Raw genomic sequence first — 25,442 nt, 5'->3', positions numbered from 1 at the left:
CCCTCTCACCCCACCCTCTTCTCGAAGCGATCCATGACACTCGTTCTTGCACCTACCGCCTTGCGCCTGCTCGCCGCGGGCCTGCTGCTGGCCATCGGCATGCTGCCGTCCCCGCCGGTCCGCGCCCATGAAGGCCACGATGACGCACCCGCGCCGGCCGCCCGCGCGGGTCAGCCGCGCTTTACCGCGGCCTCCGAACTGTTCGAGCTCGTCGGTGTGCTCGACGGCAGACAGCTGGCCCTGTACCTGGACCACGCTCCCACCAATGCGCCCGTGAAAGACGCCACGCTGGAGCTGGAGATCGGCGAACGCAAGCTGCAGGCCCTGCCGCAGGGCGACGGGCGGTTCGAGGCCACGCTGGAGCCGCCCCTGCCCGAAGGCACCTGGCCGGTGACCGCCACGGTGGCCGCTGGCAACGACAGCGACCTGCTGGCCGGTGAATGGGACATCCACGGCGATGCGCACGCAGAGCCGGCACACGCCCGGGGCTGGCGCGAACACGCCCTTTGGGGCGCCGGCGGCATCGCCGCCCTCGCGCTGGCCGTGGCCGCGCTGCGCATGGCCCGCGGAAAGGCAGATGCCGCATGAAGCGCTTCATCCACACCCTGGCCTGCGCCCGGCCCCACGCGGCGCCGCGCCCGGGCCTGTATCTGCGCTCGCTCGGCGGCCTGCTGGCGGCCTGGCTATGCGTTGCGGCCGCGCCAGCGTGGTCGGGCGAGGGCCACGACCACGGCGATGCGCCCGCCGCCGCCCATGCCGGCGGCCCCCAGCGCCTGCCCGATGGCAGCGTCTTTCTGCCCAAGCCCGCGCAGCGCCAGATGGCCATCCGCACGGTGCCGGGCGAGCGGCGGGCGCTGCCCCGCTCGGTGGAGCTGAACGGCCAGGTGCTCATGGACCCGAACGCCGGCGGCAAGGTGCAGGCCATGGTGCCCGGCCGCCTGGAAGCCGGCCCGCGCGGGCTGCCTTCCGTGGGCCAGACCGTGCGCAAGGGCGAAGTGCTGGCCTACGTGCGGCCCGCCGCGAGCAGCCTGGAGCGCGCCAGCCAGCAAGCCCAATGGGCCGAACTGCGCGCCGCAAGGCAGCTGGCCGAAAAGCGCCTGACGCGCCTGCGCGACCTGGCCGACACCGTGCCGCGGAAAGAGATCGAGGCCCTGGAGAGCGAGGTCGCCAGCCTGGGCGAGCGGGCCAACGCCGTGGCGGGTGGGCTGGACGGGCGCGATGCGCTACGGGCCCCGGCCTCCGGCGTGATCGCCGCAGCCCATGCCGTGGCCGGCCAGGTGGTCGACGCCCGTGAGCTGGTGTTCGAGATCGTGGACGCGCAGCGCCTGCGCGTGGAGGCCCTGGCCTACGACGCGGCGGTGGCCCAGGACGTGGCCGGTGCCCATGCCGTCACGGATGGCGGCCAGCGGGTGGCACTGGCCCTGGTCGGCGCGGCCCGCACCCTGCGCGAGCAGGCCCTGCCGATCCAGTTCCGGGCGCAGGGCGAGGGGCTGGGGCATCTGGCCATCGGCCAGCCGGTGCGGGTCGTCGTGCAGACGCGCAGCCAGGTCACGGGCGTGCCCGTGCCGGCCGCCGCGCTGGTCAAGAACCCGTCCAACCAGACCATCGTCTGGGTGAAGACGGCGCCCGAGCGCTTCGAACCCCGCGTGGTGACGGCCGCCCCGCTCGATGGCGCCTCGGTCAGCGTGACCGCCGGCCTCCAGGGAGGCGAGCGCATCGTCACCGAGAGCGCCAGCCTCATCAACCAGGTCCGCTGAAGGAGCCGCGCATGTTCAAGTGGCTTCTGGACAGCAGCCTGGCCCACCGGCTGCTCATCATCATCGCCAGCCTGGTGCTGGTCGCATACGGGGCGTTCACCCTGTCGCGCACGCCGGTGGACGTGTTCCCCGACCTCAACAAGCCCACCGTCACCATCATGACGGAGGCCGGCGGCATGGCCGCCGAGGAGGTGGAGCAGCTCATCACCTTCCCGCTGGAGACGACCATGAACGGCCTGCCGGGCGTGGAGTCCGTGCGCTCGACCTCCAGCGCCGGGCTGTCGTTCCTCTACGTCACCTTCGACTGGAGCACGGAGATCTTCCGCGCCCGGCAGATGGTGTCGGAGCGCCTGTCTTCGATGGAGGAAGGCCTGCCCCCGGGCGTGGTGCCGCGCATGGGGCCCATCAGCTCGATCATGGGCGAGATCATGCAGATCGCGATGCCCATCGACACGGCCAGGGTCTCGCCCATGGCGGTGCGCGAGTACGCCGACTGGGTGCTGCGCCCGCGCCTGATGGCGATCCCCGGCGTGGCGCAGGTGATTCCCATCGGCGGCGAGGTGCGCCAGTTCCAGGTGCAGCCCCACACCGCCCGCATGGCGGAGCTGGGCATCTCGCACGACCAGCTGGAAGGCGCGCTGAAGGGCTTCTCGTCCAATACGTCGGGCGGCTTTCTGGAGCTGAACGGACGCGAGTACCTGATCCGCCACCTGGGCCGCACCTCACGCCTGGAGGACCTGAAGAACCTGGCGATCACGGCCCGCAACGGCCAGCCCATCCTGCTGCGCCAGCTGGCCGACGTGACGTTCGCGCCCGCGCTCAAGCGCGGCGACGCGGGGTTCGAGGGCAAGCCCGCGGTGATCCTGGGCATCCAGAAGCAGCCCACGGCCGACACCATCGCCCTGACGCGCGCCGTCGAGGACGCCCTGGCGGGCCTGAAGGCCTCGCTGCCCGCGGGCATGAGCGCGCCCCAGGTCACCTTCCGCCAGGCGAGCTTCATCGAGGCCTCCATCACCACGCTGCAGGGCAAGCTGATCGCCGCGTCGGCCTTCGTGGCGGTGATCCTCCTGCTGTTCCTGGGCAACCTGCGCACCACGGTCATCGCGCTGGTCGCCATTCCCGTGTCGATCTTCATCACCGCGCTGGTGTTCCGCTACTTCGGGCTGTCGATCAACACCATGACGCTGGGCGGCCTGGCGATCGCCATCGGCGGGCTGGTGGACGACGCCGTGGTGGGCATCGAGAACGTGATGCGCCGGCTGAAGGAAGACTGCGCCAAGCCACCGGACCTGCGCCTGGCTCCGCTGCAGGTGGTGGCCCAGGCCACCATGGAGGTGCGCTCGGCCATCCTGTACGCCACCGTCATCATCGTGCTGGTGTTCGTGCCGCTCTTCGCGCTGCCGGGCATGGAAGGGCGGCTGTTCGTGCCGCTGGGCATCGCCTTCATCGTCTCCACCCTGGCCAGCCTGGTGGTGTCGGTCACCGTCACGCCCGTGCTCAGCCTCTATCTGCTGCCGCGCATGAAGTCGCTGGACCATGGCGACACCCGCATGCTGGCCTGGCTGAAGGCGCGCTACCGCCGTGGCCTGCAGGCCACGCTGGAGCGGCCGCGTGCCGCGATGGCGGCGGGCGTGGTGGCGGTGCTGGCGTCGCTCGCGGCGGTCCCGTTCTTTCCGACCACGTTCCTGCCGCCCTTCAACGAGGGCACGCTGCTCGTCGGCCTGCGGCTGAATCCGGGGGTGACGCTGGCCGAAAGCTCTGCCCTGGCGAGCCAGGCCGAGGTGCTGGTCGCCCAGGTGCCCGAGGTCACCCATGTGGGCCGCCGCAGCGGCCGCGCCGAACTGGACGAGCATGCGGAAGGCGTGCACGTGAGCGAGCTGGACGTCGGCCTGAAGCCGGTGGGCGAGATCACGCGCTCCATGGACGAGATCAGCGCCGACATCCGCTCGCGCCTGGCCAACCTGCCGGCGGCCATCGGCATCGGGCAGCCCATCTCGCACCGCATCGACCACATGCTCTCGGGCGTGCGCTCGCAGATCGCCATCAAGGTCTTCGGCGAGGACCTGGACACCCTGCGGGGCCAGGCCGAACGGCTGCGCTCGCGGCTGGCGGCCATCCCGGGCGTGGCCGATCTGGAGGTCGAAAAGCAGGTGCTGGCGCCGCAGATCAAGATCCGCATCGACTACGACGCCGCCGCCCGCCACGGCGTGCCCGCCACACAGATCCTCACCACCCTGCAGGCGCTGGTGGAAGGCGAGCGCGTGACGCAGATCGTGGAGGGCAGCCGCCGCTTCGCGCTGGTGGTGCGCCTGCCCGAGAGTGCCCGCTCCATGGACGGGCTGGGCAGGATCCTCATCGAGACGCCCGGCGGCCGGGTGCCCCTGTCCAGGCTGGCCACCATCGAGGACGGCGACGGGCCCAACCAGGTGAGCCGCGACGACGGCAAGCGGCGCATCGTGCTGTCTGCCAACGCGCAGGGCCGGCCGCTGTCCGAGGTGGTGGCGGACATCCGCGCCGTGGTAGCCCAGGCGCAGTTGCCCGAGGGCTACTTCATCACCCTGGGCGGCCAGTTCCAGGCACAGGAAGAAGCCTCCCGCCTGGTCGGCCTGCTGTCCATCGTGTCGGCCGTGCTGATGTTCGTGGTGCTGTTCAGCCGCTACAAGAGCACGCGCCTGGCGCTGCTCATCATGGCCAACATCCCGCTGGCCCTGGTCGGTGCGGTGCTGGGGCTGGCGCTGTCGGGCCAGCCCCTGTCGGTGGCGGCGCTGGTGGGCTTCATCACGCTGGCGGGCATCTCGGTGCGCAACGGCATCCTGAAGGTCAGCCACTACATCAACCTGATGCGCTTCGAGGGCGAGCAGTTCGACACCCGCATGATCGTGCGCGGCTCGCTGGAGCGGCTGAGCCCCGTGCTCATGACGGCGCTGGTGACCGCCTTCGCACTGGCGCCGCTCCTCTTCGAGGCGGAGCGCCCGGGCACCGAGATCCTGCACCCGGTCGCCGTGGTGATCTTCTCGGGGCTCATCAGCTCGACGCTGCTGGACACCTTCCTCACGCCCGCCATGTTCTGGCTGTTCGGCCGCCGCGACGCCGAGCGCCTGGTGGCCGACCGCAACGCCGAGGCGTTCTGACCCGGCATCCCATCCATCGATCCCTTCCCTTCCCTTTCCCTTTTCAGGAGCATTCCCATGAAACCCCGCATCACCCCATTTCTGGCCAGTGTCTTGGTCGCGTTCGGCGCCAGCGCGCACGCGGCAGGCGACCACGGCAGCGGCCATGACCACCGGCCCGTGCACGGCGGCGTCGTCGCCGAGGCCAGCGACATGGACTTCGAACTCGTGGCCTCCGCCGGCAGCCTGCGCCTGTACGTGCGCGACCATGGCCAGCCCGCCCGGATCGAGGGCGCGAGCGCCAAGGTCACGCTGCTGAACGGCAAGGACCGGGCCGAAGCGCAGTTGCAGCCCGCGGGCGACCGCCTCGAAGCCCCGGGCGACTTCAAGGCCGGCCCCGGCACCAAGGCCGTGGCGGCGGTGACGCTGCCGGGCAGGAAGCCCGTCAACGTGCGCTTCGCGTTCCGATAGGCGGCGACGCACCAGCGGCACGGGCACGCACCACCCGGGGCGGGCCGGCACTCGCATATGCTTGCATGCCACCGCCCGCCCTTGCCCCCAACCGCCGCATGCCACCGCCCATCGACCGCTTCACCACCGCCAGCCGCCGCATTCCGCCCATCCAGTGCCTGCTCACCTTCGAGGCGCTGGCGCGGCTGCGCAGCGTGACGCAGACGGCCGAGGAGCTGTGCGTGACGCCCAGCGCCGTGAGCCACCGGGTCAAGCAGCTCGAACAGATCCTGGGCGTGCGGCTCTTCGGGCGGGCCGACTTCTCGCTGACCACCGAGGGCAGCACCTACCTGGCGCAGGTGCGCGAGGGCCTGAGCGCGCTGCAGCGCTTTCCGGGCAGCGACCAGGCGCCGGGCAAGCGGCGGCTCAAGCTCGCCGTCACGCCGACCTTCGCGCGGGTCATCCTCATCCCGCGGCTGCGGCAGTTCACCGAGGTGTACCCGGAGATCGACCTGGCGCTGCAGGTGTCGATCCCGCTGCTGGACGTGGTGGCGGAAGACGCCGACCTGGTGGTGCGTTTCGGCCCCGGCCACTATGCCGACATGGAGCATGTGGAGATCGCGCGCGACGTGGTCACCCCGCTGGCCTCGCCCGCCTTCGTGCGCGAGCATGGGCCCTTTGAGCGGCCCGAGGACCTGGAGCGCGTCGCCCTGCTGCGCAGCCCGCTGGAGCCCTGGCGCCCCTGGTTCGCCGCTTGCGGGCTGGACTGGCCGGCACCCAGCGAAGGCTCGCAGTTCAACGACATCGGCCTGATGTGCGACGCCGCCGCCGCCGGCATGGGGGTGGCGCTGGTGCGGCTGAAGCTGGGCGCGCCCTGGCTGGAGCAAGGCACGCTGGTGCGGCTCTTCGACATCCAGGCGCCCAGCCCGCACGCGCACTACCTGTGCTGGCGCACCGGCACCATGGACCGCTGGGAATGCGCGGCGTTCGCCGACTGGCTGCGGCGGGCGATGGCCTGAGAGCGGGCCGCACCCTCTGCGGGCCATGAAGATTTGGTGCCAAAACAGCCGCCAGCGCTTGATGACTAAGCGCATGCAGCTACATATTCGATAGCAAAAGACCCTCGGGCGCACCGTGCGCCGCATTCCATGGCATCGCAGCAATCCGCCACTTTCAAGAAGCGCTACCCCACGCTGGAGCAGAACGAGGTGCTGAACGCCACCGCGCGTTCCATCCTCGTCAGCGCGCTGGCCGGCACCGGCAAGACCACCACGTTGGCCATCAAGGCGGCCGACCTGCTGCAGCGCCAGGGCGCGAGCCGCATCCTGATGCTGGCCTATTCCGACGCGGGCCTGGCCGCCATCGCCCAGCGGCTGGCGCAGTTCGTGCCCGGCATTCCGCGCCAGGTGCAGATCATGACGGTGGAGCAGCTCTGCGCCAGCGTGCTGCAGGCGCAGGGCGACGCCGCGGTGCCGCTGACCGAGCCGCTGCACAAGCACCTGCTGATCCGCCAGGCGTGGACCGCGCTGCAGGCGGCCGCGACCGCCGGCGGCGCCGCGCCCGAGCTGGCCGAATACCTGGCGCGCGAACTCGACGTGCAGGCATTCGCCGACTTCGAGGCCCTGGCCAAGCAGCGCCTGCTGCAGCAGCAGATCGAAGAGAGCGGCCTGGGCGCGCTGGCGTATTGCCGGGAGAACGACCTCGACTTCGGCCTCCATCAGCTGCTGGTGCACTACGAGCGCCTGCGCCGCGGGCCGGAGGGCGAGGCGCGGTTTTACGCGCCCGGCGACTGCACCTACGAAGTCGCCCGCCAGCTGTGCGGGCTGGACTTCGGCGAGCCGTTCGCGCCGCTGCAGGGCCGCTTTGACGCGGTGCTGTTCGACGAGCTGCAGGACCTGGACGAGGCGGCCGTGCGCGTGCTGCGCCAGCTGGTGGCGGGCGGCAACGGCGTCTTCGTGGGCGCGGGCGACTTCAACCAGCACATCCTGCCCGGCGCGTTCTCGGTCTTCGGCAACCACCAGGCCCGCATCCGGCAGGAACTGCCGGCGGACACGCAGGTGCTGACGCTCAACACCACCTACCGCTTCGGCAACGCCATCTGCCATGCGCTGAACCCGCTCTTCGGCGTCGAGTTCGCGTCGCACTACCCCACGCAGGCCGCCGTGTTCGAGCGTCGCAGCTACGGCAGCGACGAAGACTGCGCGCGGCAGCTGCTGGCCCTCCACGACGCGGTGCGCCGGCTGCCCGCCGCAGCCACCGGCCCGGCGCCTGCACTGCACATCGTGCTGCGCTCGCCCGAGGACTCGGTGCTGCTGGAATGGCTGTTCGCCCACGAGGGCGTGCACTACGGCTGCAAGGGCATGAAGCGCTTCTACCAGCGCCGCGAGATCGCGCTGGTACTGGCGCTGATGGGCGCCATGCAGGGCTGCAACGCCGCCACGCGGCTCACCCAGGGCATTCTGAGCAGCGCCATCGAGGGGCTGCTGCGCTACGTGCGCCGCACCAGCCGGCCCGACCCCGACGTGCTGGCCAACGGCGCGTTCGACCTGGAGGCGCTGGCGCAGGACTCGCCCGTCGAGGTGGACACGCGTGCGGTGGCCAGCGGCCTCATCGGCCAGCAGGAGCTGCTGCGGCGCTTCCTGGTGCGCGCCAGCTTCGACCCGGAGGCGCCGGTGGCGTCGGCCGCGTGCGAGGCGCTGCTGGCCCTGCCGGCGCACGCCTGCGCCGACGCCGGCCAGCTCTGCGCGCATCCGCTCATCGACCGCTTCTTCGCCCAGGCACCCATCGGCACGCAGGAGCTGGCCCAATGCCGCGCCAGCCTGCGCGCGCTGGCACGCATCGGCGCGGGCCTGTCGGTGGACGAATTCCTGGGCCGGCTGGCGGCCATGGTGCAGGCCGGCATCGACCAGCACCGCCAGCGCGAAGAGCCCAGCCTGCAGCTGCTGACGGTGGAGCGCTGCAAGGGCCACGAGTACGACTACGTCGCCGTGCCCTTCGTGGAGCGGGGCCGCTTTCCGCGCAGCGCCGAGCGGCGCGAGGCCTACCGCGAGCGCAACATGCTCTACGTCGCCATGACCCGGGCGCGCCGGCGGCTCTGGCTGCTGGAGGGTACGCGGCGGCCGGTGAGCCCGGGGCCGGTGTAGCCGGCTCGGATCCAAGCCGAAACAGCCCCGGGCGCTTGATGCATAAACGCCTTCAGCTATGAATATCATAGCAAAATGAAGGTCGCCGCGCTGGGGCATCGCTGTGGCAGCGGCCGCCCTGCCCCGCATTTCACGGGCCGCTGCAAGAAAACTCACACACCCGCGCGCGGCCTTCCTCTACAGTCGCCGGCATGAGCGCAGCCCCCTTCACCGCCACCTCGACCGCCCTCGCGACCGCCGCAGGCAACGCCCCGGCCACCCCCGAGCCGACTCCACCCGCACCGACCGCGTCCGAGCGCGCCGCCCGCCAGGCCCAGGTGGTGCAGGCCCTGTCCGCCCACGTGCCGGCGCACGCGCTGCTCTGGCATGCCGAAGACACCACGCCTTACGAATGCGACGGCCTGACCGCCTACCGCCAGCGCCCGCTGGTCGTCTGCCTGCCGGAGACCGAAGCCCAGGTGCAGGCCGTGCTGCGCACCTGCCACGCGCTGGGCGTGCCGGTGGTGGCGCGCGGCGCGGGCACGGGCCTGTCGGGCGGGGCCATGCCGCATGCCATGGGCGTGTCGCTGTCGCTCGCACGCTTCAACCGCATCCTGTCCATCGACCCGGTGGGCCGCACCGCCCGCGTGCAGTGCGGCGTGCGCAACCTGGCCATCAGCGAGGCGGCGGCGCCCTGGCAGCTCTACTACGCGCCCGACCCGTCCAGCCAGATCGCCTGCACCATCGGCGGCAACATCGCCGAAAACTCCGGCGGCGTGCACTGCCTGAAGTACGGCCTGACGGTGCACAACGTGCTGCGCGTGCGGGGCTTCACCGTGGAAGGCGAGCCCGTCGAATTCGGCAGCGAGGCGCTCGACACGCCGGGCTACGACCTGCTGGCCGCCGTCATCGGCAGCGAAGGCATGCTGGCCGTGACCACCGAGGCCACGGTGCGGCTGATACCGAAGCCCCAGCTGGCGCGCTGCATCATGGCCAGCTTCGACGACGTGCGCAAAGCCGGCGACGCGGTGGCCGCCGTCATCGCGGCCGGCATCATCCCGGCCGGGCTGGAGATGATGGACAAGCCCATGACCGCCGCCGTGGAAGACTTCGTGAAGGCCGGCTATGACCTGACGGCAGAAGCCATTTTGCTGTGCGAGAGCGACGGCACGCCCGAGGAGGTGGAGGAAGAGATCGGCCGCATGAGCGAGGTGCTGCGCGCGGCCGGCGCCACCGCCATCACCGTGAGCGAGAACGAGGCCGAGCGCCTGCGCTTCTGGAGCGGGCGCAAGAACGCCTTCCCGGCGAGCGGCCGCATCAGCCCCGACTACATGTGCCTGGACTCGACCATTCCGCGCAAGCGCCTGGCCGACATCCTGCTGGCCATCCAGGAGATGGAAAAGAAATACGGCCTGCGCTGCTGCAACGTGTTCCACGCGGGCGACGGCAACCTGCACCCGCTGGTGCTGTTCGACGCCAACGACGCCGACGAGCTGCACCGCTGCGAACTCTTCGGCGCCGACATCCTGGAGACCAGCGTGGCCATGGGCGGCACCGTGTCGGGCGAGCACGGCGTGGGCGTGGAAAAGCTGAACAGCATGTGCACCCAGTTCACCACCGAGGAGAACGCGCAGATGCTGGCGCTGAAGGCCGCCTTCGACCCGGCGGGCCTGCTGAACCCGGGCAAGGTCATCCCCACGTTGAACCGCTGCGCGGAGTACGGAAAGATGCTGGTGCGCGGCGGGCAGATCGCGCACCCGGAATTGCCGCGGTTCTGAGGGGCTTGGCCGGCAATTGGCCGGCACATGGCCAGTGCCTAGCCACCCCAACCCACCCGCGCCGCCGCAAGCAGCTCACGTGCATGCGACAGCGTGAACAGCACCAGCCCGATCATTCCGCCCACCACCGTGCCGTTGATGCGGATGTACTGCAGGTCGCGGCCGATGTGCAGTTCGGCCAGGTGGGCCATGTCGCGGCCGTCCCAGCGCTGCACGGTGCTGCGGATGTGTTCGGCCACCGACCGGGCCACGTCGGGCGCCCACTGGGCGGCCCAGAGTTCCAGGCGCACGTTCAGCCGCACGCGCAGCGCGGCGTCGCCGGCCAGTGACATGCCCAGCCACTGCCCCATGGCGGTGACCTGGCGCGACACCTGCGAGTGCTCGTCGTTCAGGTCGCGGTGCAGGGCCTGGCGCGCCTGGCCCCACAGCTCGGCCACGTACGCGCCCAGCTTGGGGTCGCCCTGCAGGTAGGAGCGCATCTCTTCGCCGCGCCGGGCCCAGTCGGGATCGCTCTGCAGGCGGTCGATGAGGCGCTGGACGGCACCGTCCAGCGTGTCGCGCAGCTGGTGGTGCGGGTCTTTCGCCACTTCTTCCAGCAGGCTTTCGATGGCATGGGCGATGGCGCCCGCGCCCTTGGTGCTGAGCCAGTCGGTGGGCAGCACCTTTTCTTTCAGCGGGTGTTCACGCTTGATCCACTGCATCAGCGTGTCGGCGATGAAGGTGCGGGTCTCGGCCGACTGCAGCATGGTGCCCAGGCGCTGCAGCAGGTCGTCGAGCAGGGCCTGGTGGCGGCCGCCGTGCGTCAGCGCGCCGAGGGCCGCACCCATGGACTTGCTGAGGTCGATGCGCCCGATGAGCGCCCGCACGGCCTGGCCCAGCAGCTCCTGGATCTTGCTGTCTTCCACGGTGTCGAGCGCGGCGGCCGCCAGGCGCGCCACCTGGCGGCCCAGCAGGCCGGCGTTGGAGGGGGCGGTGAGCCACTGCGCCAGCATGTCGGCCGGGTCGTGCCGGCGGATCATGCTGACGAGCGAGGGGCCGTCGAGGAATTCCTCGCGCACGAACTCGGCCAGGTTGCCGCCGATGCGGTCCTTGTTGCGCGCGATGATGTCGGTGTGCCCGCTGACCCAGGGCAGCGGAATGCGGCGGAACAGCGCGGAGACGGCGAACCAGTCGGCCAGCGCGCCCACCATGGCCGCCTCGGCCACGGCGCGCACGCAGTCCACGGCCAGCCCGCGCGGGAAGGCATAGGTGGCGGCGAACACGGCCACGACGAGCAGCAGCAGCCCGGTGGCCTGCAGCTTGGCGCGGCGCAGCAGCGCCTCGTGGTCCTGTCGGGTGGCGGGGGCGGTCAGTGGCATGCCCGCAGGATAGCCGCGGGGCCCGCGCCGCGTCCACCCGGCGCGGCCTTTCCCCGGCGCGTCAGCGGGAGATGACCTGGGCCAGCGCGGTGCGCAGGTGGCCCACGGTGCGCTCCACGTGGTGCCACTTCTCCAGCCCGAAGAGGCCGATGCGGAAGGTGCGGAAATCCGGCCCCTCGCCACATTGCAGCGGCACGCCGGCGGCGGTCTGCAGGCCCACGGCGGCGAACTTCGAGCCGTTCTGGAGCCCCAAGTCGGTGGTGTAGCTGACCACCACGCCCGGCGCCTTGAAGCCCTCGGCCGCCACGCTGGGCAGGCCGTTCGACTCGAGCAGCTGGCGCACCTGCGCGCCCAGGGCGATCTGCTCCTCGCGCACTTTCTCGAAGCCGTAGTCGCGCGTCTCCAGCATCACGTCGCGCAACTGCACCAGCGCGTCGGTGGGCATGGTGGTGTGGTACGCGTGCTGGCCCTTTTCGTAGCCTTCGGCGATCTGCATCCATTTCTTGAGGTCGCACGAGAAGCTGGAGCTTTGCGTGCCTTCGATGGCCTCGCGGGCCCGCTCGCTCAGCATCACCATGGCGCAGCAGGGCGAGCCGCTCCAGCCCTTTTGCGGCGCGCTGATGAGCACGTCCACCCCGGTGGCGCGCATGTCCACCCACATGGCGCCGGAGGCCACGCAGTCCAGCACGAAGAGCGCGCCCACCTCGTGCGCCGCGTCGGCCACGGTGCGCAGGTAGCCGTCCGGCAGGATGATGCCGCTGGCGGTTTCGACATGCGGCGCGAAGACGACCTTGGGCCGCTCGGCGCGGATGGCGGCGGCCACCTCATCGGCCGGGCACGGCGCCCACTGCGCCTGGGCGCCCTCGCCCTGCTGGCGGGCCTTGCACACCACCGCGCCGCCGCCCAGGGCCCCCGCGTCGAAGATCTGGCTCCAGCGGTAGCTGAACCAGCCGTTGCGCACGATCAGCACCTTTTCGCGGTTGGCGAACTGGCGTGCCACCGCTTCCATGCCGAAGGTGCCGCTGCCCGGCACCAGCACCGCCGTGTGGGCGCCGTAGACCTGCTTGAGCGTGGCGAGGATGTCCTGCATCACCCCCGTGAAGCGCTTGGACATGTGGTTGAGCGCACGGTCGGTGTAAACCACCGAGAATTCGAGCAGACCGTCGGGGTCGACGTGGGGCAGCAGGCCAGGCATGGGGTGAGTTCTCCGAGTCGCAGACAAAAATCGCGGGCCAGCTTAGCACGCGCCCCTGCGGCGCACGGCCCGGCGGCGGCCGCCCGTTTTACCTAACTTTACGGCCGAGCAGCAGAGGGGCCGCGTGAGCTTGGCACACTCGGGGCTGATTCTCATTGAGATCGGCAGAGCCCTCCAGGGCTTGCTGCGCTCCTCCATTTCCCAGACCTTCATGCCCATCGCCCGCAAGATCTCCAAGCCCTGGCGCGTCGCGCTGCTCCTGCTCGTGCTGGCCGCGCTCGCCTTCGGGGCCTGGCGCCTGTTCTTCCAGCCCCAGCCCGCTCCCCGCTTCGTGACCACCACCGCCGCACGGGGCGACATCGAGGACGCGGTGCTGGCCACCGGCACCATCCAGGCCTTCAAGCAGGTGAGCGTGGGCGCCCAGGTCTCGGGCCAGGTGAAGACACTGAAGGTGGAGCTGGGCCAGACGGTCCGGAAGGGCGACCTGGTGGCCGAGATCGATTCCACCACCCAGCAGAACACGGTGCGCAATGCCGAGGCGGCGCTGGAGAACGTGCGCGCCCAGCTCGCGGCGCAGCAGGCTTCGCTGGTCGAGGCCGAGCTGAACTACCAGCGCCAGAAGCAGCTCTTCGATGCCGAGGCGGGCTCCCGCGCCGACTTCGAGGCCGCCGAGGCCACCCGCAACACCACGCGCGCCAACATCGCCGCGCTGCAGGCGCAGATCAAGCAGGCAGCCATCACCGCCGACACGGCCAAGGTGAACCTGGGCTACACGAAGATCGTCTCGCCCATCGACGGCGTGGTGGTGGCGCTGGTGGTGCAGCAGGGCCAGACGGTGAACGCGAATCAGACCACGCCCACCATCATCAAGGTGGCGCAGCTCGACCAGGTGACGGTGAAGACGCAGATCTCCGAGGCCGACGTGGTCAAGGTCAAGCCCGGGCTGCCGGTGTACTTCACCATCCTGGGCGAGCCGGACCGGCGCTACAACGCCGCGCTGCGCACCATCGAGCCCGCGACCGACGCCATCCTGACCGAGACGACCTCGTCCAACAGCAGCAGCTCCAGTTCCAGCTCGACCACGGCCATCTACTACAACGGCCTGTTCGACGTGCCCAACCCCGAGAACAAGCTGCGCATCTCGATGACGGCGCAGGTGTCCATCGTGCGGGCCGAGGCCAAGGGCGTGATCGTGATTCCCTCGTCGGCGCTGAGCCGGCGCGGGCCGGGCGGCGCCAGCGTGCGCGTGCTGGACGCCGAAGGCAACCCGCAACCCCGCCCGGTGAAGGTGGGCATCAATAACAACGTGAGCGCCGAGATCACCGAGGGCCTGGCCGAAGGCGACAAGGTGGTGCTGGGCGAAGCCGCCGCGCCGGGCGCGGGGCCGCAGCAGGGCAACCGCCGGCCGCCGATGCGCATGTGATGGGCGCCGCCGTGAAGCCATCGCCCGACGACCGCACCGACGCCGTGAGCCCCACGACCACTTCGCCGTCCCCTTCCGCGCACGCGACCGGCACGCCGCTGCTGGAGCTGCGCGACCTACGCCGCGAGTTCCCCGCCGGCGAAGGCACCATCGCCGTGCTGAAAGACGTGAACCTCGCCATCCACGCGGGCGAGATGGTCGCCATCGTCGGCCAGTCGGGCTCGGGCAAATCCACGCTGATGAACATCCTGGGCTGCCTGGACAAGCCCACCGCCGGCAGCTACCGCGTGGCCGGCCGGGCGACCGGCCAGCTGGGGCCGGATGAGCTGGCTGCGCTGCGGCGCGAGTATTTCGGCTTCATCTTCCAGCGCTACCACCTGCTGGGCGACCTGACGGCGCGCGGCAACGTGGAGGTGCCGGCCATCTATGCCGGCACGCCCGCAGGGGCGCGCCACGACCGCGCCGCCGCCCTCCTGGGCCGGCTGGGCCTGGCCGAGCGCACCGGCCACCGGCCGGGGCAGCTGTCGGGCGGGCAGCAGCAGCGCGTGTCCATCGCCCGAGCGCTGATGAACGGCGGCAGCGTCATCCTGGCCGACGAGCCCACCGGAGCGCTCGACACCGCCAGCGGCGAGGAGGTGATGAAGATCCTGCAGGAGCTGCATGCCGAAGGCCACACCATCATCATCGTGACGCACGACATGGCGGTGGCCGAGCATGCCGAACGCATCATCGAGATCCGCGACGGCGAAATCATCGGCGACCGGCCCACGGCCCGCATGGCCGGGGTGCCGGCACGCGGCGCGGCGCCCGCGCTGGCGCCCCGCCCGGCCGCGCGCAACGGCATCGGCGCGCTGCGCGACCGCTTCGCGTCCGCCTTCCAGATGGCGCTGCTGGCGATGAACGCGCACCGGCTGCGCACCTTCCTCACCATGCTCGGCATCATCATCGGCATCGCCTCCGTGGTGGCGGTGGTGGCGCTGGGCGAAGGCTCGCGCCAGCAGGTGCTCAAGAACATCAGCTCCATCGGCACCAACACCATCGAGGTGTTCTCCGGCAGCGGCTTCGGCGACACGCGTTCGGCCCGGGTGCGCACGCTGGTGCCGGCCGACGCGGCCGCGCTGGCGCAGCAGGGCTACGTGGACAGCGTCACGCCCACGCTGCAGAACGCGGTCACCGGCCGGTACCGCAACATCGAGGCGTCGATGACGGTGGTGGGCGCGGGCGAACAGTACTTCCGCGTCAAGGGCGTGAAGGTGGCGCAGGGCAGCGAATTCGACGCCGGCAACGTGGCGCGGCGCGAGCAGGTGGCGGTGATCGACGACAACACGCGCAAGACGCTGTTCCCCAACACGCCCGACCCGGTGGGCGAAGTGATTTTGCTGGGCAGCATTCCGGTGCGCGTGATCGGCGTGGCGGCCAGGAGCGAATCGGCCTTCGGCAACACCGAGGCGCTGAACGTCTTCGTGCCCTACACCACCGCCATGAGCCGCATCGTCAACCAGAACTACCTGCGCAGCATCACGGTGCGGGTGCGCGACGACGCCTCCACCAGCGCGGCCGAGCAGGGCATCAACCAGTTGCTGGAGCAACGCCACGGCCGCAAGGACTTCTACGTGCTGAACACCGACAGCATCCGCCAGACCATCGAGGCCACCACGCAGACGATGACGCTGCTCATCAGCTCCATCGCCGTGATCTCGCTGATCGTGGGCGGCATCGGGGTGATGAACATCATGCTGGTCAGCGTGACCGAGCGCACCCGCGAGATCGGCGTGCGCATGGCCGTGGGCGCGCGGCAGGGCGACATCCAGCAGCAGTTCCTGATCGAGGCGGTGCTGGTGTGCCTGATCGGCGGGGTGCTGGGCATCTTGCTGGCCCTCGGCTTCGGCCAGATCTTCGCGCACGCCAGCAGCGACTTCCGGATGGTGTATTCGCACGGCTCGATGGTGGCGGCCTTCCTCTGCGCCACGCTGATCGGGGTGGTGTTCGGCTTCCTGCCGGCCCGCAGCGCGGCGCGGCTGGACCCGGTGGAGGCCCTGGCCCGTGAATGAACGACGTCTCCGGGCCATGCGGCCCGCCTCCAACGAACGGAATGATGACTTCCCGATGACGACCCAGCCCTTGTGGAAACCTGCCGCCCTGGCGCTGGCCTTGGCACTCCTGGCCGGCTGCTCGACCCTGCGCACCCCTTATGACGCCCCGGCCGCCGTGGTTCCGGCGCAGTGGGGGCATGCCGGCGACGGCGTATCGACCGCGCCGGCACGCGATGCCGCCGCCGTGACCGGCCACTGGTGGCAGGCGTTCGGCGACCCGGTGCTGAACGAGCTGGTGGACGCGGCCCTGGCACGCAACAACGACCTGGCCGCGGCGGCGATCCGCGTGCGGCGTGCGCAGCTGCAGGCGCGGCTGACGGAGAACCGGCCCAGCTTCAGCGGCAGCGTGAACAGCGGCGCCAGCCGCCCGCTCGACGGAGGCGGCACCAGCCGCTCGAATTCCGCCTCGCTCGGCGTGAGCTACGAGGCCGACCTGTGGAACCGCCTGGGCGCATCGACCGACGCCGCCCGGTGGGAGGCCCTGGCCACCGCGCAGGACCGCGAGGCCGCCGCGCAGTCGCTGGTCGCCACCACCGCCACGCTGTACTGGCAGCTCGGCCACCTGAACCAGCGGCTGGCCTCGGCCGCGGAAAGCATCCGCTATGCCGAACGCACGGTGGCGCTCGTCCAGGCGCAATACGACGCGGGCGCCGTCTCCACGCTGGAAGTGACCGAATCGCGCCAGAGCCTGTCCAGCCAGCGCGCCGCCCTGGCGCAGCTGCAGCAGCAGTACGTGGAAACGTCGAACGCGCTGGTGCTGCTGTTCGACGGCTCGGCCACGGGACCCGCCGCACCGGGCTGGAGCGCGCCGCAGTCGCTGCCCGATGCGCCCCTGCCCGAGGTGGCCGCCGGTCTGCCGGCCGAGCTGCTGGCGCGCCGGCCCGATCTGCACTCGGCCGAGCTGCGCCTGCGCGAGGCGCTGGCCACGGCAGACGCCACGCGGCTGTCGTACTACCCGCGCCTGTCGCTCACCGGGGCGCTGGGCGGCTCCAGCAGCGCGCTGGGCAACCTGCTGGCCAACCCCATCGCCACGCTCGGTGCCGGGCTGGTGCTGCCGTTCCTGAACCGCACCGAGATGCAGCTCTCCACCGACATCGCCCGCGCCGACTACGAGCAGGCGGTGGTGGGCTTTCGCCAGACGCTCTACCAGGCCTTCGTCGACGTGGACAACGCCTTGTCGGCCCGCCGCCAGCTGGCCGAGCAGGGCGTGCAGCTGGCCCGGTCGCTGGCCGATGCGCGGCGCGCCGAGCAGCTCTACGAGGTGCGCTACCGCGCCGGCGCGGTGGCGCTGCGGCCCTGGCTGGATGCGCAGGAAAAGCGCCGCTCGGCCGAGATCGCGCTGTCGGACAACCGACTCTCTCGCCTGACCAACCACGCTACGCTCTACCAGGCGCTCGGGGGCGGTTGACCGTGGCAGTGGGCCGTGGCGCACGGCCCGCGCCGCGTGCCGCCACGCGGCACGCAGGGCGCCCGTGCCGGCAGGCCGGGCCACGTACGATGTGGGGCTTGTCCGCTTCATTGGCCCCGCCGCCCCGCACCCCATGCCCGACTTCCGCAGCGATACCGTCACCCAGCCCACCGCCGCCATGCGCGCGGCCATGCTCGCCGCCCCGCTGGGCGACGACGTCTTCGGCGACGACCCTTCCGTCAACGGTCTGCAGGACCACGCCGCCGCTTTGCTGGGCTTCGAGGCCGCGCTCTTCGCGCCCACCGGCACGCAGACCAACCTCATCGCGCTGATGGGCCACTGCCAGCGCGGCGACGAGGCCATCGTGGGCCAGAGCTGGCACACCTACCGCTGGGAAGGCGGCGGCATGGCGGTGCTCGGTTCGATCCAGCCGCAGCCGGTGGAGACGCAGGCCGACGGCACGCTGGCGCTGGCCGACATTGCCGCCGCCATCAAGCCGGACGACCCGCATTTCGCGCGCACCCGGCTGGTGGTGCTGGAGAACACCACCGGCGGCCGCGTGCTGCCCACGTCCTACGTCGCGCAGGTGGCCGAGCTGGCCCGCTCGCGCCAGCTGGCCATGCACCTGGACGGCGCGCGCCTCTTCAATGCGGCCACGGCCAACGCCGAGGCGAACGGCACCGACGTGTACGACGAGGCCCGCGCGCTGGCCGCGCATTTCGATTCGGTGTCGCTCTGCCTCAGCAAGGGGCTGGGGGCGCCGGTGGGCTCGCTGCTGCTGGGCAGCCGGGACTTCATCGCCCGGGCACGGCGCACCCGCAAGATGCTGGGCGGCGGCATGCGCCAGGCCGGCGTGCTGGCCGCCGCCGGCCAGCATGCGCTGGAGCACCACGTGCGGCGCCTGGCCGACGACCACGCCCTGCTGCGCCAGCTGGCGCAAGGCCTGGCCGAGGCCGGCCGCAGCCACCCGGTGCTGGCCGGCCGGCTGAGCGTGGCCTCGGCGAATACCAACATCCTCTTCACCGACCTGCACGCCGACGTGGCCCCGGCCTTCACCGACTGGCTGGCGCGCCACGGCGTGCGCGTGACCAGCGGGCTCTACGCCGGCCAGACTCGCCTGCGCTGGGTGACGCACCTGGACGTGACGCCCGAGCACGTGGCCGACGCGCTGGACTGCGTGCAGAAGTTCAAGGGCTGAGGGGCCGCCGTGCCTGGAGGCATGGCGGTGCGCCGGGGCGCAGGCCAAGCCAGGCGCGCCCCAGGCGATTGCTATTATTTTTATAGCACCATGCGCTGATACAGCAAGCGCCAGAGGCCATTTTCGCCTTGGAACCGGCCGCCTCAGCCGGCGGGCGGATAGTGCCGGCCCCCGAAAATGCCGCTGCCGACGCGCACCATCGTGCTGCCGGCGTGCACCGCGGCCTCCAAGTCGCCGGTCATGCCGAGCGAGAGGGTGTCCACCCGTTCCCAGCCCGGCACCCCGTCGCTGGCCAGGGCGGCGCGCACTTCCGTCCAGACGCCGCGGGCGCGTTCATGCACGGCGCTTTGCGCCTCGAAGCCCTCCATCGCATCGGGGATGGCCATCACGCCCCGCAGCGTCAGTCGGGGCAACTGGGCCACCGCGCGTGCCAGGGCCACGGCCTCGCCCGGGGCCACGCCGGCCTTGGTGGGCCCGCCATCCACGTTGACCTGGATGCAGACCTGGAGCGGCGCGCGGTCGCCCGGCCGCTGCTCCGACAGGCGCTCGGCGATCTTGAGCCGGTCCACTGTGTGGACCCAGTCGAAGTGCGCGGCGACCAGCCGGGTCTTGTTGCTTTGCAGCGGGCCGATGCAGTGCCACTGCAGCCGCTGCGGCAGCCCCATGGCGCCCACCAGCGCGATCTTCTCGACTGCTTCCTGCACGTAGTTTTCGCCAAAGGCGAGCTGGCCGGCCAGCGCCGCGTCGCGCACCGCCTCGGGCCCGAAGGTCTTGGAGACGGCCAGCAGCGACACCTCGCCCGCGCCGCGCCCCGCGTGCGCGCAGGCCGCGTCGATGCGGGCGCGCACTTGTTGGAGGTTGTTACCAATCGTCGTCATAATGTTCGGGCAAGGGTACCAAAAGGCATCCGGCGCACAGACGATCGCACCCATACGACCGAGGGAATCCCGTGGACATCACCCAGCTGCTCGCCTTCAGCGTGAAGAACAAGGCATCCGACCTGCATCTCTCGGCCGGCCTGCCTCCCATGATCCGCGTGCATGGCGACGTGCGCCGCATCAACGTCGATGCGCTGGACCACAAGACGGTGCACGCCATGGTCTACGACATCATGAGCGACGCCCAGCGCAAGGCGTACGAAGAATTCCTCGAGGTCGATTTCTCGTTCGAGATCGAAGGCCTAGCACGCTTTCGCGTCAACGCCTTCAACCAGAACCGGGGCGCGGCCGCCGTGTTCCGCACCATCCCGAGCAAGATCCTCACGCTGGAGCAGCTGAACGCGCCCAAGATCTTCGCTGACCTGGCCTTGAAGCCGCGCGGCCTGGTGCTGGTGACGGGGCCGACCGGCTCGGGCAAGTCCACCACGCTGGCCGCCATGGTCAACTACCTCAACGAGAGCGAGTACGGCCACATCCTGACGGTGGAAGACCCGATCGAATTCGTGCACGAATCGAAGAAGTGCCTGATCAACCAGCGCGAAGTGGGGCCGATGACGCTCTCGTTCGCGGCCGCGCTCAAGTCCGCCCTGCGTGAAGACCCGGACGCCATCCTGGTGGGCGAAATGCGCGACCTCGAAACCATCCGCCTGGCGATGACGGCGGCGGAAACGGGCCACCTCGTGTTCGGCACGCTGCACACGTCCAGTGCCGCCAAGACCATCGACCGGATCATCGACGTGTTCCCCGCCGAGGAAAAGGAAATGGTGCGCGCCATGCTGTCCGAATCGCTGCAGGCCGTGATCTCCCAGACCCTGTGCAAGACCAAGGACGGCTCCGGCCGCGTGGCGGCGCACGAGATCATGCTGGGCACCAGCGCCATCCGCAACCTGATCCGCGAGGCCAAGGTGGCGCAGATGTATTCCACCATCCAGACCAGCAACAGCGTGGGCATGCAGACGCTGGACCAGAACCTGACCGATCTGGTGCGCCGCAACGTCATCAGCCCGGCCGAAGCGCGCAGCAAGGCCAAGATCCCGGACAACTTCCCCGGCTGACGCCTTTTCCCCTTCATTCCAGGGCGGCCTCCACCCCCCCGCCCGATTTGAGCGGCCTTCGCCGCAACGGAGCATTCTCATGAAAGGCATCCTCGGACTCCTGAAGTCCAAGTCGCGCGCCAAGGGCTCGGACGACCACGCCGATTCGGTGTTCTTCACCACGGCCTTCGCCGGCCAGGGCGTGGACAGCGCCATGCTGGTGCCGTGGGAGGCGCGCGCGGTCGAGGTCGGCGCCAAGCGGCTGCCCGCCACCCGGGGCGGCAAGCTGCTGCAGGCGCTCTGGGCCAAGGACAAGTACATGGCGCACCTGGACAAGGACGCGGTGGAGCGCATGGAGCGCTTCTTCCAGTTCGCGGCCATCTCCGCCTCGCGCGACGTGATCCGCCAGGAGGAGTACGGCAACTTCATGGTCGTGCTGCTGAATGGCACCATCGCGGTGGACCGCGTGCAGCCCTGGGGCGAACATCTGCGCCTGGCTGAAACCCGCCCGGGCGACATCCTGGGCGAGATGTCGCTGCTGGACAGCGGCATCCGCTTTTCGTCGTGCACAACGCTCACCGACTGCGAGATCGCCGTGCTGAGCGCCGAGGCCCTGGACGAGATGATGACCAAGGACCCGCAACTGGCCGCGAGCCTGGTCGCCCTGCTGGCGCGCAGGCTGTCGCAGCGCCTGCGCGTGGTGAGCGCCCGTCTGAGCGAAGGCCAGAAATGACCGCGCGCCCTCTTGCCCACGCCGACGCACACGCCCACACAGGAGCCATCTGATGGAGCGCGATCAGGCCAGTAAATTCATCAGCGACCTGCTCCGGCTGATGGTGAGCCGCGGTGGCAGCGATCTGTTCATCACGGCGGACTTCCCGCCCGCCATCAAGGTGGACGGCAAGGTGACCAAGGTGTCGCCCCAGCCGCTGACGCCCGCCCACACCCTGACGCTGGCGCGTTCGGTGATGAGCGACAAGCAGGTGGCGGATTTCGAACGCACCAAGGAATGCAACTTCGCCATCTCGCCGGCGGACATCGGCCGCTTCCGGGTGAACGCCTTCATCCAGCAGGGCCGGGTCGGTATGGTGATGCGGACCATCCCGCTGCAGTTGCCCAGCATCGACGGCCTGGGCGTGCCGCAGGTGCTCAAGGAGGTGGCGATGGCCAAGCGGGGACTGTGCATCCTGGTCGGGGCGACCGGCTCGGGCAAGTCGACCACGCTCGCCGCCATGGTGGACTGGCGCAACGAAAACTCCTTTGGCCACATCATCACCGTCGAGGACCCGATCGAATTCGTGCACCCGCACAAGAACTGCGTGGTGACGCAACGCGAAGTCGGGCTGGACACCGACAGCTGGGAAGCGGCCCTGAAGAACACGTTGCGCCAGGCGCCGGACGTGATCCTGATGGGCGAGATCCGCGACCGCGAGACGATGGAACACGCGGTGGCGTTCTCCGAGACCGGCCACCTGTGCCTGGCCACGCTGCATGCCAACAGCGCCAACCAGGCGCTGGACCGCATCATCAACTTCTTCCCGGAAGAGCGCCGCGCGCAATTGCTGATGGACCTGTCGCTCAACCTGCGCGGCATGGTCTCGCAGCGCCTGATCCCCAAGCAGGACGGCAAGGGCCGCGCTGCCGCCGTCGAGGTGATGCTGAACACGCCGTTGATCTCCGACCTGATCTTCAAGGGCGAGGTGGCCGAGATCAAGGAAATCATGAAGAAGAGCCGCAACCTGGGCATGCAGACCTTCGACCAGTCGCTGTTCGACCTGTTCGAGGCCAACGTCATCACCTACGAAGACGCCCTGCGCAACGCCGATTCGGTGAACGACCTGCGCCTGCAGATCAAGCTGGGCAGCCAGCGCGCCCGCTCGGGCGACCTGGCCTCGGGCACCGAGCACTTCGCGATCGTGTGACACCGCTTCGGGCGGCGGCGATGCCCGTCGCCCGGCAGCGCCACGGCCCCCGGTCTGCGCGGCCCGCGGCCGCAACCGCACCATCGCCAGACGCAAGCCCCCGCCTGGGCCTTTCCCTTTCTGCTAGAACCGTTCCTATGCCAAGCACCAACCCTCGCAACTACGACGCAACTCCCTCCCGCAAGGTCGCCTTCCTGGGCCTGGGGGTCATGGGCTACCCCATGGCCGGCCATCTGGCGCTGGCGGGCCACGACGTCACCGTCTACAACCGCACCGCTAGCAAATCCATAGCGTGGTGCGCTGAATTCGCGGGCGCTGGAGCTTTAAAACATGCTGAAACGCCGCGTGCCGCGGCCCAGGGGGCCGACATCGTCTTCTGCTGCGTGGGCAACGACGACGACCTGCGCTCGGTGGTGCTGGGCGCCGACGGCGCTTTCGCCGGCATGCAGCCGGGCGCCATCTTCGTGGACCACACCACGGCTTCGGCCGAGGTCGCGCGCGAGCTGTACCGCGCGGCCCGCACGCTGGGCCTGCAGTTCATCGACGCGCCGGTCTCCGGCGGCCAGGCCGGCGCGCAGAACGGCCAGCTGACGGTGATGTGTGGCGGCGACGCGGCCGCGTTCGACGCGGTGCTCCCCACGGCGATGGCGTTCTCCCGCGCCTTCACCCGCATCGGCGACAGCGGCGCCGGGCAGCTGGCCAAGATGGTCAACCAGATCTGCATCGCCGGGCTGGTGCAGGGGCTGTCGGAGGCGGTGGCCTTCGGCCAGCACGCCGGGCTGGACATGCCGCTGGTGCTGGATGTGATCGGCAAGGGCGCCGCGCAGAGCTGGCAGATGGACAACCGCGGCAAGACCATGGTGGAAGGCCGCTTCGACTTCGGCTTTGCCGTGGACTGGATGCGCAAGGACCTGGGCCTGGTGCTGCAGGAGGCCCAGCGCAACGGCGCCCGCCTGCCGGTCACCGCGCTGGTGGACCAGTTCTACGCCGACGTGCAGCAGTCCGGTGGCGCGCGCTGGGACACCTCCAGCCTCATCACCCGGCTGGGGGTGAACCAGGCGAACAAGAAGGCCTGACCGGATGCCGCCGCAGGCCGGGGCCGATCCGCCGCCGGCCCCTGGCCCGGGCGATGTCAGCGCACCGGCTGGGTGACGACGCCAGCGGCGGGCGCGGGCTGCGCCGCCGGCAGCGGTGCCAGCGGCGCGGACTGCACGCCGGCGGCTGAGGGCGCGGTGGCGGCCGGCGGATAGCTGGCGGCGGCCGGGTCCTGCACCACCGGGGCGGGCTGCTGCTGCGCCCTGACCGCCGCACGCGCCAGTTCCTCTTCCGACACGATCTCGAACACGCGCACCACCTTGCGCACGCCGTTCACACTGCGGGCGATGTCGGTGGCGCGGGTGGCCTCGCGCTGCGTGACGCGGCCCATCAGGTAGACGATCTCGCGCTCGGTGACCACCTTGAAGGCGTTGGCCACCAGGTCCTTGGCATCCACCAGGCTGGCGCGCACCTTGCCGGTGATGAAGGTGTCGTTGGAGCGCTGCGTGAGCGAGGACGGCGCACCGATGCCCACCTCGTTCACCACCGACCGCACGTTTTCGACGCCCAGGGCGATCTGCTCCAGGCGCTGGCGGTCCTCGGCGCGCGGCGCCTCGCCGGTCAGCAGCACCTGGCGATTGAAGCTGGTGACGTTGACGTGCACGCGGTCGCCTAGGGTGTCGCGGATGCGGTTGGCGGTGCGCAGCTCGATCCCTTCGTCTTCCACCTGCGCGCCGGTGGTGCGCCGGTCCGTGGCCACCATCGCGCCCACGACGGCGCCGCCGCCGATCAAAATGGGCGCGCAGGCCGACAGGCTGGCCGCCACGGCGGCGGTGGCGCAGAGCACGCAGGTGGTGCGGCGCAAGGTCTTGAAAGTCATAGCGGTATCTCCTGTTCACCAAGTAACTGGGCGTCCACCCCGTCGCAGAGGCAATGCAGCACCAGGGCGTGGACTTCACGCACCCGGGCGGCGCGGTCATGGGGCACGGCGATCTGCACGTCGGTCTCGCGCAGCACCGCCGCCAGGGTGCCGCCGGTCCGGCCGCAGAGCGCGATCACCGTCATGTCCCGCTCGTGCGCGGCCTGCACGGCCTCCAGCACCACGGCGTCTTCCCCGCTGACGGAGAGCGCCACCAGCACGTCGCCCGCCTGGCCGAGGGCGCGCACCTGGCGCGCGAGCGCCGCGGCGTCGGGCTCGCCCGGGCCGGCGCCCATCCAGGCGTTGCCCGGCACCAGCGCCAGCGCGGCCAGTTCGGGCCGTTCGCGTTCGAACCCGCCCACGCACAGCGCGGCGAAGAGTTGGGCATCGGCAGCGGAAGGCCCGCTGCCGCAGGCCAGCACCTTGGCCCCGCTGGTCACGCAGGCGAGGATGGCCTGGATGGCGGAACCGATGGGATGGCTGAGCGCCTGGGCGGCCTGGTATTTCAGGTCGGCGCTGTCGATGAAGTGCTGTTGGATGCGTTGCTCGAGCATGGGGCGTGGATGATACCCAACGGTGTAGCGGGCGGTTCGAGAGGCCATTTCACCCCAACCCGGCACGCCGCCGCCGAAAGACCTGGGGCGGGTGCTTGGAATTTTGTAGCAAAGGGTTGCGCTGGCGCCGGGCCCGCCACGGGATCGG

The 25,442-nt window shown here is 70.6% G+C and carries 20 protein-coding genes; 15 read left to right on the top strand and 5 right to left on the bottom strand.

Annotated elements, in window-relative coordinates:
- Window positions 1–33: 33 nt before the first annotated feature.
- From ABWV53_RS03595 to ABWV53_RS03565, 7 genes are all read left to right on the top strand, one after another.
- On the top strand, window positions 34–588 hold the full coding sequence (locus tag ABWV53_RS03595; RefSeq protein WP_353363033.1) for a hypothetical protein: 555 nt from the start codon (window positions 34–36) through the stop codon (window positions 586–588).
- Window positions 585–1,757, top strand: coding sequence for an efflux RND transporter periplasmic adaptor subunit (locus ABWV53_RS03590; RefSeq protein ID WP_353363031.1), 1,173 nt, complete (start codon window positions 585–587; stop codon window positions 1,755–1,757). The genes ABWV53_RS03595 and ABWV53_RS03590 overlap by 4 nt, the downstream gene beginning before the upstream one ends.
- Before the next feature lie 11 nt (window positions 1,758–1,768).
- Window positions 1,769–4,888 carry an efflux RND transporter permease subunit gene (locus ABWV53_RS03585; protein WP_353363029.1) on the top strand — a complete coding sequence of 1,040 codons (3,120 nt, stop codon included), beginning with the start codon at window positions 1,769–1,771 and terminating at the stop codon, window positions 4,886–4,888.
- Window positions 4,889–4,945: 57 nt separating this feature from the next.
- The gene (locus tag ABWV53_RS03580) at window positions 4,946–5,338 is read left to right on the top strand and encodes a hypothetical protein (protein WP_353363027.1); all 393 of its coding nucleotides are present in this window, start codon (window positions 4,946–4,948) and stop codon (window positions 5,336–5,338) included.
- Between the two features lie 98 nt (window positions 5,339–5,436).
- On the top strand, window positions 5,437–6,336 hold the full coding sequence (locus tag ABWV53_RS03575) for a LysR substrate-binding domain-containing protein (protein ID WP_353363025.1): 900 nt from the start codon (window positions 5,437–5,439) through the stop codon (window positions 6,334–6,336).
- A 129-nt stretch (window positions 6,337–6,465) separates the two neighbouring features.
- A complete protein-coding gene (locus ABWV53_RS03570) occupies window positions 6,466–8,460 on the top strand; it encodes a UvrD-helicase domain-containing protein (RefSeq protein ID WP_353363023.1) in 1,995 nt (664 codons plus the stop codon).
- Between the two features lie 191 nt (window positions 8,461–8,651).
- Window positions 8,652–10,217 (top strand): FAD-linked oxidase C-terminal domain-containing protein, encoded by a 1,566-nt coding sequence (locus tag ABWV53_RS03565; protein ID WP_353363021.1) that lies wholly within the window; start codon window positions 8,652–8,654, stop codon window positions 10,215–10,217.
- Between the two features lie 38 nt (window positions 10,218–10,255).
- On the opposite strand, the gene ABWV53_RS03560 is transcribed toward ABWV53_RS03565, so the two are convergent.
- Together ABWV53_RS03560 and ABWV53_RS03555 are read right to left on the bottom strand one after the other, a co-directional pair.
- Window positions 10,256–11,575, bottom strand: coding sequence for a DUF445 domain-containing protein (locus ABWV53_RS03560; protein ID WP_353363018.1), 1,320 nt, complete (start codon window positions 11,573–11,575; stop codon window positions 10,256–10,258).
- Between the two features lie 61 nt (window positions 11,576–11,636).
- A complete protein-coding gene (locus ABWV53_RS03555; protein WP_353363016.1) occupies window positions 11,637–12,770 on the bottom strand; it encodes an aminotransferase class V-fold PLP-dependent enzyme in 1,134 nt (377 codons plus the stop codon).
- Window positions 12,771–12,981: 211 nt separating this feature from the next.
- Between ABWV53_RS03555 and ABWV53_RS03550 the strand changes: the two genes are divergently transcribed.
- The 4 genes from ABWV53_RS03550 (at window position 12,982) to ltaE (ending at window position 18,892) form a co-directional block, all read left to right on the top strand.
- Window positions 12,982–14,193 (top strand): efflux RND transporter periplasmic adaptor subunit, encoded by a 1,212-nt coding sequence (locus tag ABWV53_RS03550; RefSeq protein ID WP_353363014.1) that lies wholly within the window; start codon window positions 12,982–12,984, stop codon window positions 14,191–14,193.
- A gap of 44 nt (window positions 14,194–14,237) precedes the next feature.
- Complete coding sequence (locus ABWV53_RS03545; protein ID WP_502903827.1) at window positions 14,238–16,244, top strand: MacB family efflux pump subunit; 2,007 nt, start codon at window positions 14,238–14,240, stop codon at window positions 16,242–16,244.
- Between the two features lie 55 nt (window positions 16,245–16,299).
- Window positions 16,300–17,694 carry an efflux transporter outer membrane subunit gene (locus ABWV53_RS03540; protein ID WP_353363012.1) on the top strand — a complete coding sequence of 465 codons (1,395 nt, stop codon included), beginning with the start codon at window positions 16,300–16,302 and terminating at the stop codon, window positions 17,692–17,694.
- A 133-nt stretch (window positions 17,695–17,827) separates the two neighbouring features.
- On the top strand, window positions 17,828–18,892 hold the full coding sequence (gene ltaE, locus ABWV53_RS03535) for a low-specificity L-threonine aldolase (RefSeq protein ID WP_353363010.1): 1,065 nt from the start codon (window positions 17,828–17,830) through the stop codon (window positions 18,890–18,892).
- A gap of 143 nt (window positions 18,893–19,035) precedes the next feature.
- On the opposite strand, the gene ABWV53_RS03530 is transcribed toward ltaE, so the two are convergent.
- Complete coding sequence (locus ABWV53_RS03530; RefSeq protein ID WP_353363008.1) at window positions 19,036–19,770, bottom strand: YggS family pyridoxal phosphate-dependent enzyme; 735 nt, start codon at window positions 19,768–19,770, stop codon at window positions 19,036–19,038.
- A gap of 71 nt (window positions 19,771–19,841) precedes the next feature.
- Between ABWV53_RS03530 and ABWV53_RS03525 the strand changes: the two genes are divergently transcribed.
- The 4 genes from ABWV53_RS03525 to ABWV53_RS03510 all read left to right on the top strand — a co-directional run bounded on the left by ABWV53_RS03525 (window position 19,842) and on the right by ABWV53_RS03510 (window position 23,862).
- On the top strand, window positions 19,842–20,885 hold the full coding sequence (locus ABWV53_RS03525) for a type IV pilus twitching motility protein PilT (RefSeq protein ID WP_056670902.1): 1,044 nt from the start codon (window positions 19,842–19,844) through the stop codon (window positions 20,883–20,885).
- 79 nt (window positions 20,886–20,964) lie between these two features.
- Window positions 20,965–21,597, top strand: coding sequence for a cyclic nucleotide-binding domain-containing protein (locus ABWV53_RS03520; RefSeq protein ID WP_353363005.1), 633 nt, complete (start codon window positions 20,965–20,967; stop codon window positions 21,595–21,597).
- 52 nt (window positions 21,598–21,649) lie between these two features.
- Window positions 21,650–22,786 carry a PilT/PilU family type 4a pilus ATPase gene (locus tag ABWV53_RS03515; RefSeq protein WP_353363003.1) on the top strand — a complete coding sequence of 379 codons (1,137 nt, stop codon included), beginning with the start codon at window positions 21,650–21,652 and terminating at the stop codon, window positions 22,784–22,786.
- Between the two features lie 137 nt (window positions 22,787–22,923).
- Entirely contained in the window at window positions 22,924–23,862 is a 939-nt protein-coding gene (locus ABWV53_RS03510; RefSeq protein WP_353363001.1) for an NAD(P)-dependent oxidoreductase, read from the top strand.
- 56 nt (window positions 23,863–23,918) lie between these two features.
- Here ABWV53_RS03510 and ABWV53_RS03505 read toward each other — a convergent pair whose 3' ends face one another.
- Together ABWV53_RS03505 and ABWV53_RS03500 are read right to left on the bottom strand one after the other, a co-directional pair.
- The gene (locus ABWV53_RS03505; RefSeq protein WP_353362999.1) at window positions 23,919–24,701 is read right to left on the bottom strand and encodes a BON domain-containing protein; all 783 of its coding nucleotides are present in this window, start codon (window positions 24,699–24,701) and stop codon (window positions 23,919–23,921) included.
- Window positions 24,698–25,294 carry an SIS domain-containing protein gene (locus tag ABWV53_RS03500; RefSeq protein ID WP_353362996.1) on the bottom strand — a complete coding sequence of 199 codons (597 nt, stop codon included), beginning with the start codon at window positions 25,292–25,294 and terminating at the stop codon, window positions 24,698–24,700. Before ABWV53_RS03500 ends, ABWV53_RS03505 begins: the two co-directional genes overlap by 4 nt.
- Window positions 25,295–25,442: the final 148 nt, after the last annotated feature.

This window comes from Acidovorax sp. FG27, from assembly GCF_040365715.1.
Lineage (GTDB): Bacteria > Pseudomonadota > Gammaproteobacteria > Burkholderiales > Burkholderiaceae_C > Paracidovorax.
The sequence above is the reverse complement of the archived record's forward strand: the minus strand, read 5'-3'. Positions and strand labels throughout refer to the sequence as shown.

Excerpts from the sequence above, each read along its gene's own strand:
- ABWV53_RS03560 (WP_353363018.1), bottom strand. The coding sequence starts at position 11,575 with ATGCCACTGACCGCCCCCGCCACCCGACAGGACCACGAGGCGCTGCTG.
- ABWV53_RS03565 (WP_353363021.1), top strand. The coding sequence starts at position 8,652 with ATGAGCGCAGCCCCCTTCACCGCCACCTCGACCGCCCTCGCGACCGCC.
- ABWV53_RS03555 (WP_353363016.1), bottom strand. The coding sequence starts at position 12,770 with ATGCCTGGCCTGCTGCCCCACGTCGACCCCGACGGTCTGCTCGAATTC.
- ABWV53_RS03505 (WP_353362999.1), bottom strand. The coding sequence starts at position 24,701 with ATGACTTTCAAGACCTTGCGCCGCACCACCTGCGTGCTCTGCGCCACC.
- ABWV53_RS03500 (WP_353362996.1), bottom strand. The coding sequence starts at position 25,294 with ATGCTCGAGCAACGCATCCAACAGCACTTCATCGACAGCGCCGACCTG.
- ABWV53_RS03570 (WP_353363023.1), top strand. The coding sequence starts at position 6,466 with ATGGCATCGCAGCAATCCGCCACTTTCAAGAAGCGCTACCCCACGCTG.
- ABWV53_RS03585 (WP_353363029.1), top strand. The coding sequence starts at position 1,769 with ATGTTCAAGTGGCTTCTGGACAGCAGCCTGGCCCACCGGCTGCTCATC.
- ABWV53_RS03520 (WP_353363005.1), top strand. The coding sequence starts at position 20,965 with ATGAAAGGCATCCTCGGACTCCTGAAGTCCAAGTCGCGCGCCAAGGGC.
- ABWV53_RS03510 (WP_353363001.1), top strand. The coding sequence starts at position 22,924 with ATGCCAAGCACCAACCCTCGCAACTACGACGCAACTCCCTCCCGCAAG.
- ABWV53_RS03575 (WP_353363025.1), top strand. The coding sequence starts at position 5,437 with ATGCCACCGCCCATCGACCGCTTCACCACCGCCAGCCGCCGCATTCCG.
- ABWV53_RS03515 (WP_353363003.1), top strand. The coding sequence starts at position 21,650 with ATGGAGCGCGATCAGGCCAGTAAATTCATCAGCGACCTGCTCCGGCTG.
- ABWV53_RS03530 (WP_353363008.1), bottom strand. The coding sequence starts at position 19,770 with ATGACGACGATTGGTAACAACCTCCAACAAGTGCGCGCCCGCATCGAC.
- ABWV53_RS03590 (WP_353363031.1), top strand. The coding sequence starts at position 585 with ATGAAGCGCTTCATCCACACCCTGGCCTGCGCCCGGCCCCACGCGGCG.
- ABWV53_RS03580 (WP_353363027.1), top strand. The coding sequence starts at position 4,946 with ATGAAACCCCGCATCACCCCATTTCTGGCCAGTGTCTTGGTCGCGTTC.
- ltaE (WP_353363010.1), top strand. The coding sequence starts at position 17,828 with ATGCCCGACTTCCGCAGCGATACCGTCACCCAGCCCACCGCCGCCATG.
- ABWV53_RS03550 (WP_353363014.1), top strand. The coding sequence starts at position 12,982 with ATGCCCATCGCCCGCAAGATCTCCAAGCCCTGGCGCGTCGCGCTGCTC.
- ABWV53_RS03595 (WP_353363033.1), top strand. The coding sequence starts at position 34 with ATGACACTCGTTCTTGCACCTACCGCCTTGCGCCTGCTCGCCGCGGGC.
- ABWV53_RS03540 (WP_353363012.1), top strand. The coding sequence starts at position 16,300 with ATGACGACCCAGCCCTTGTGGAAACCTGCCGCCCTGGCGCTGGCCTTG.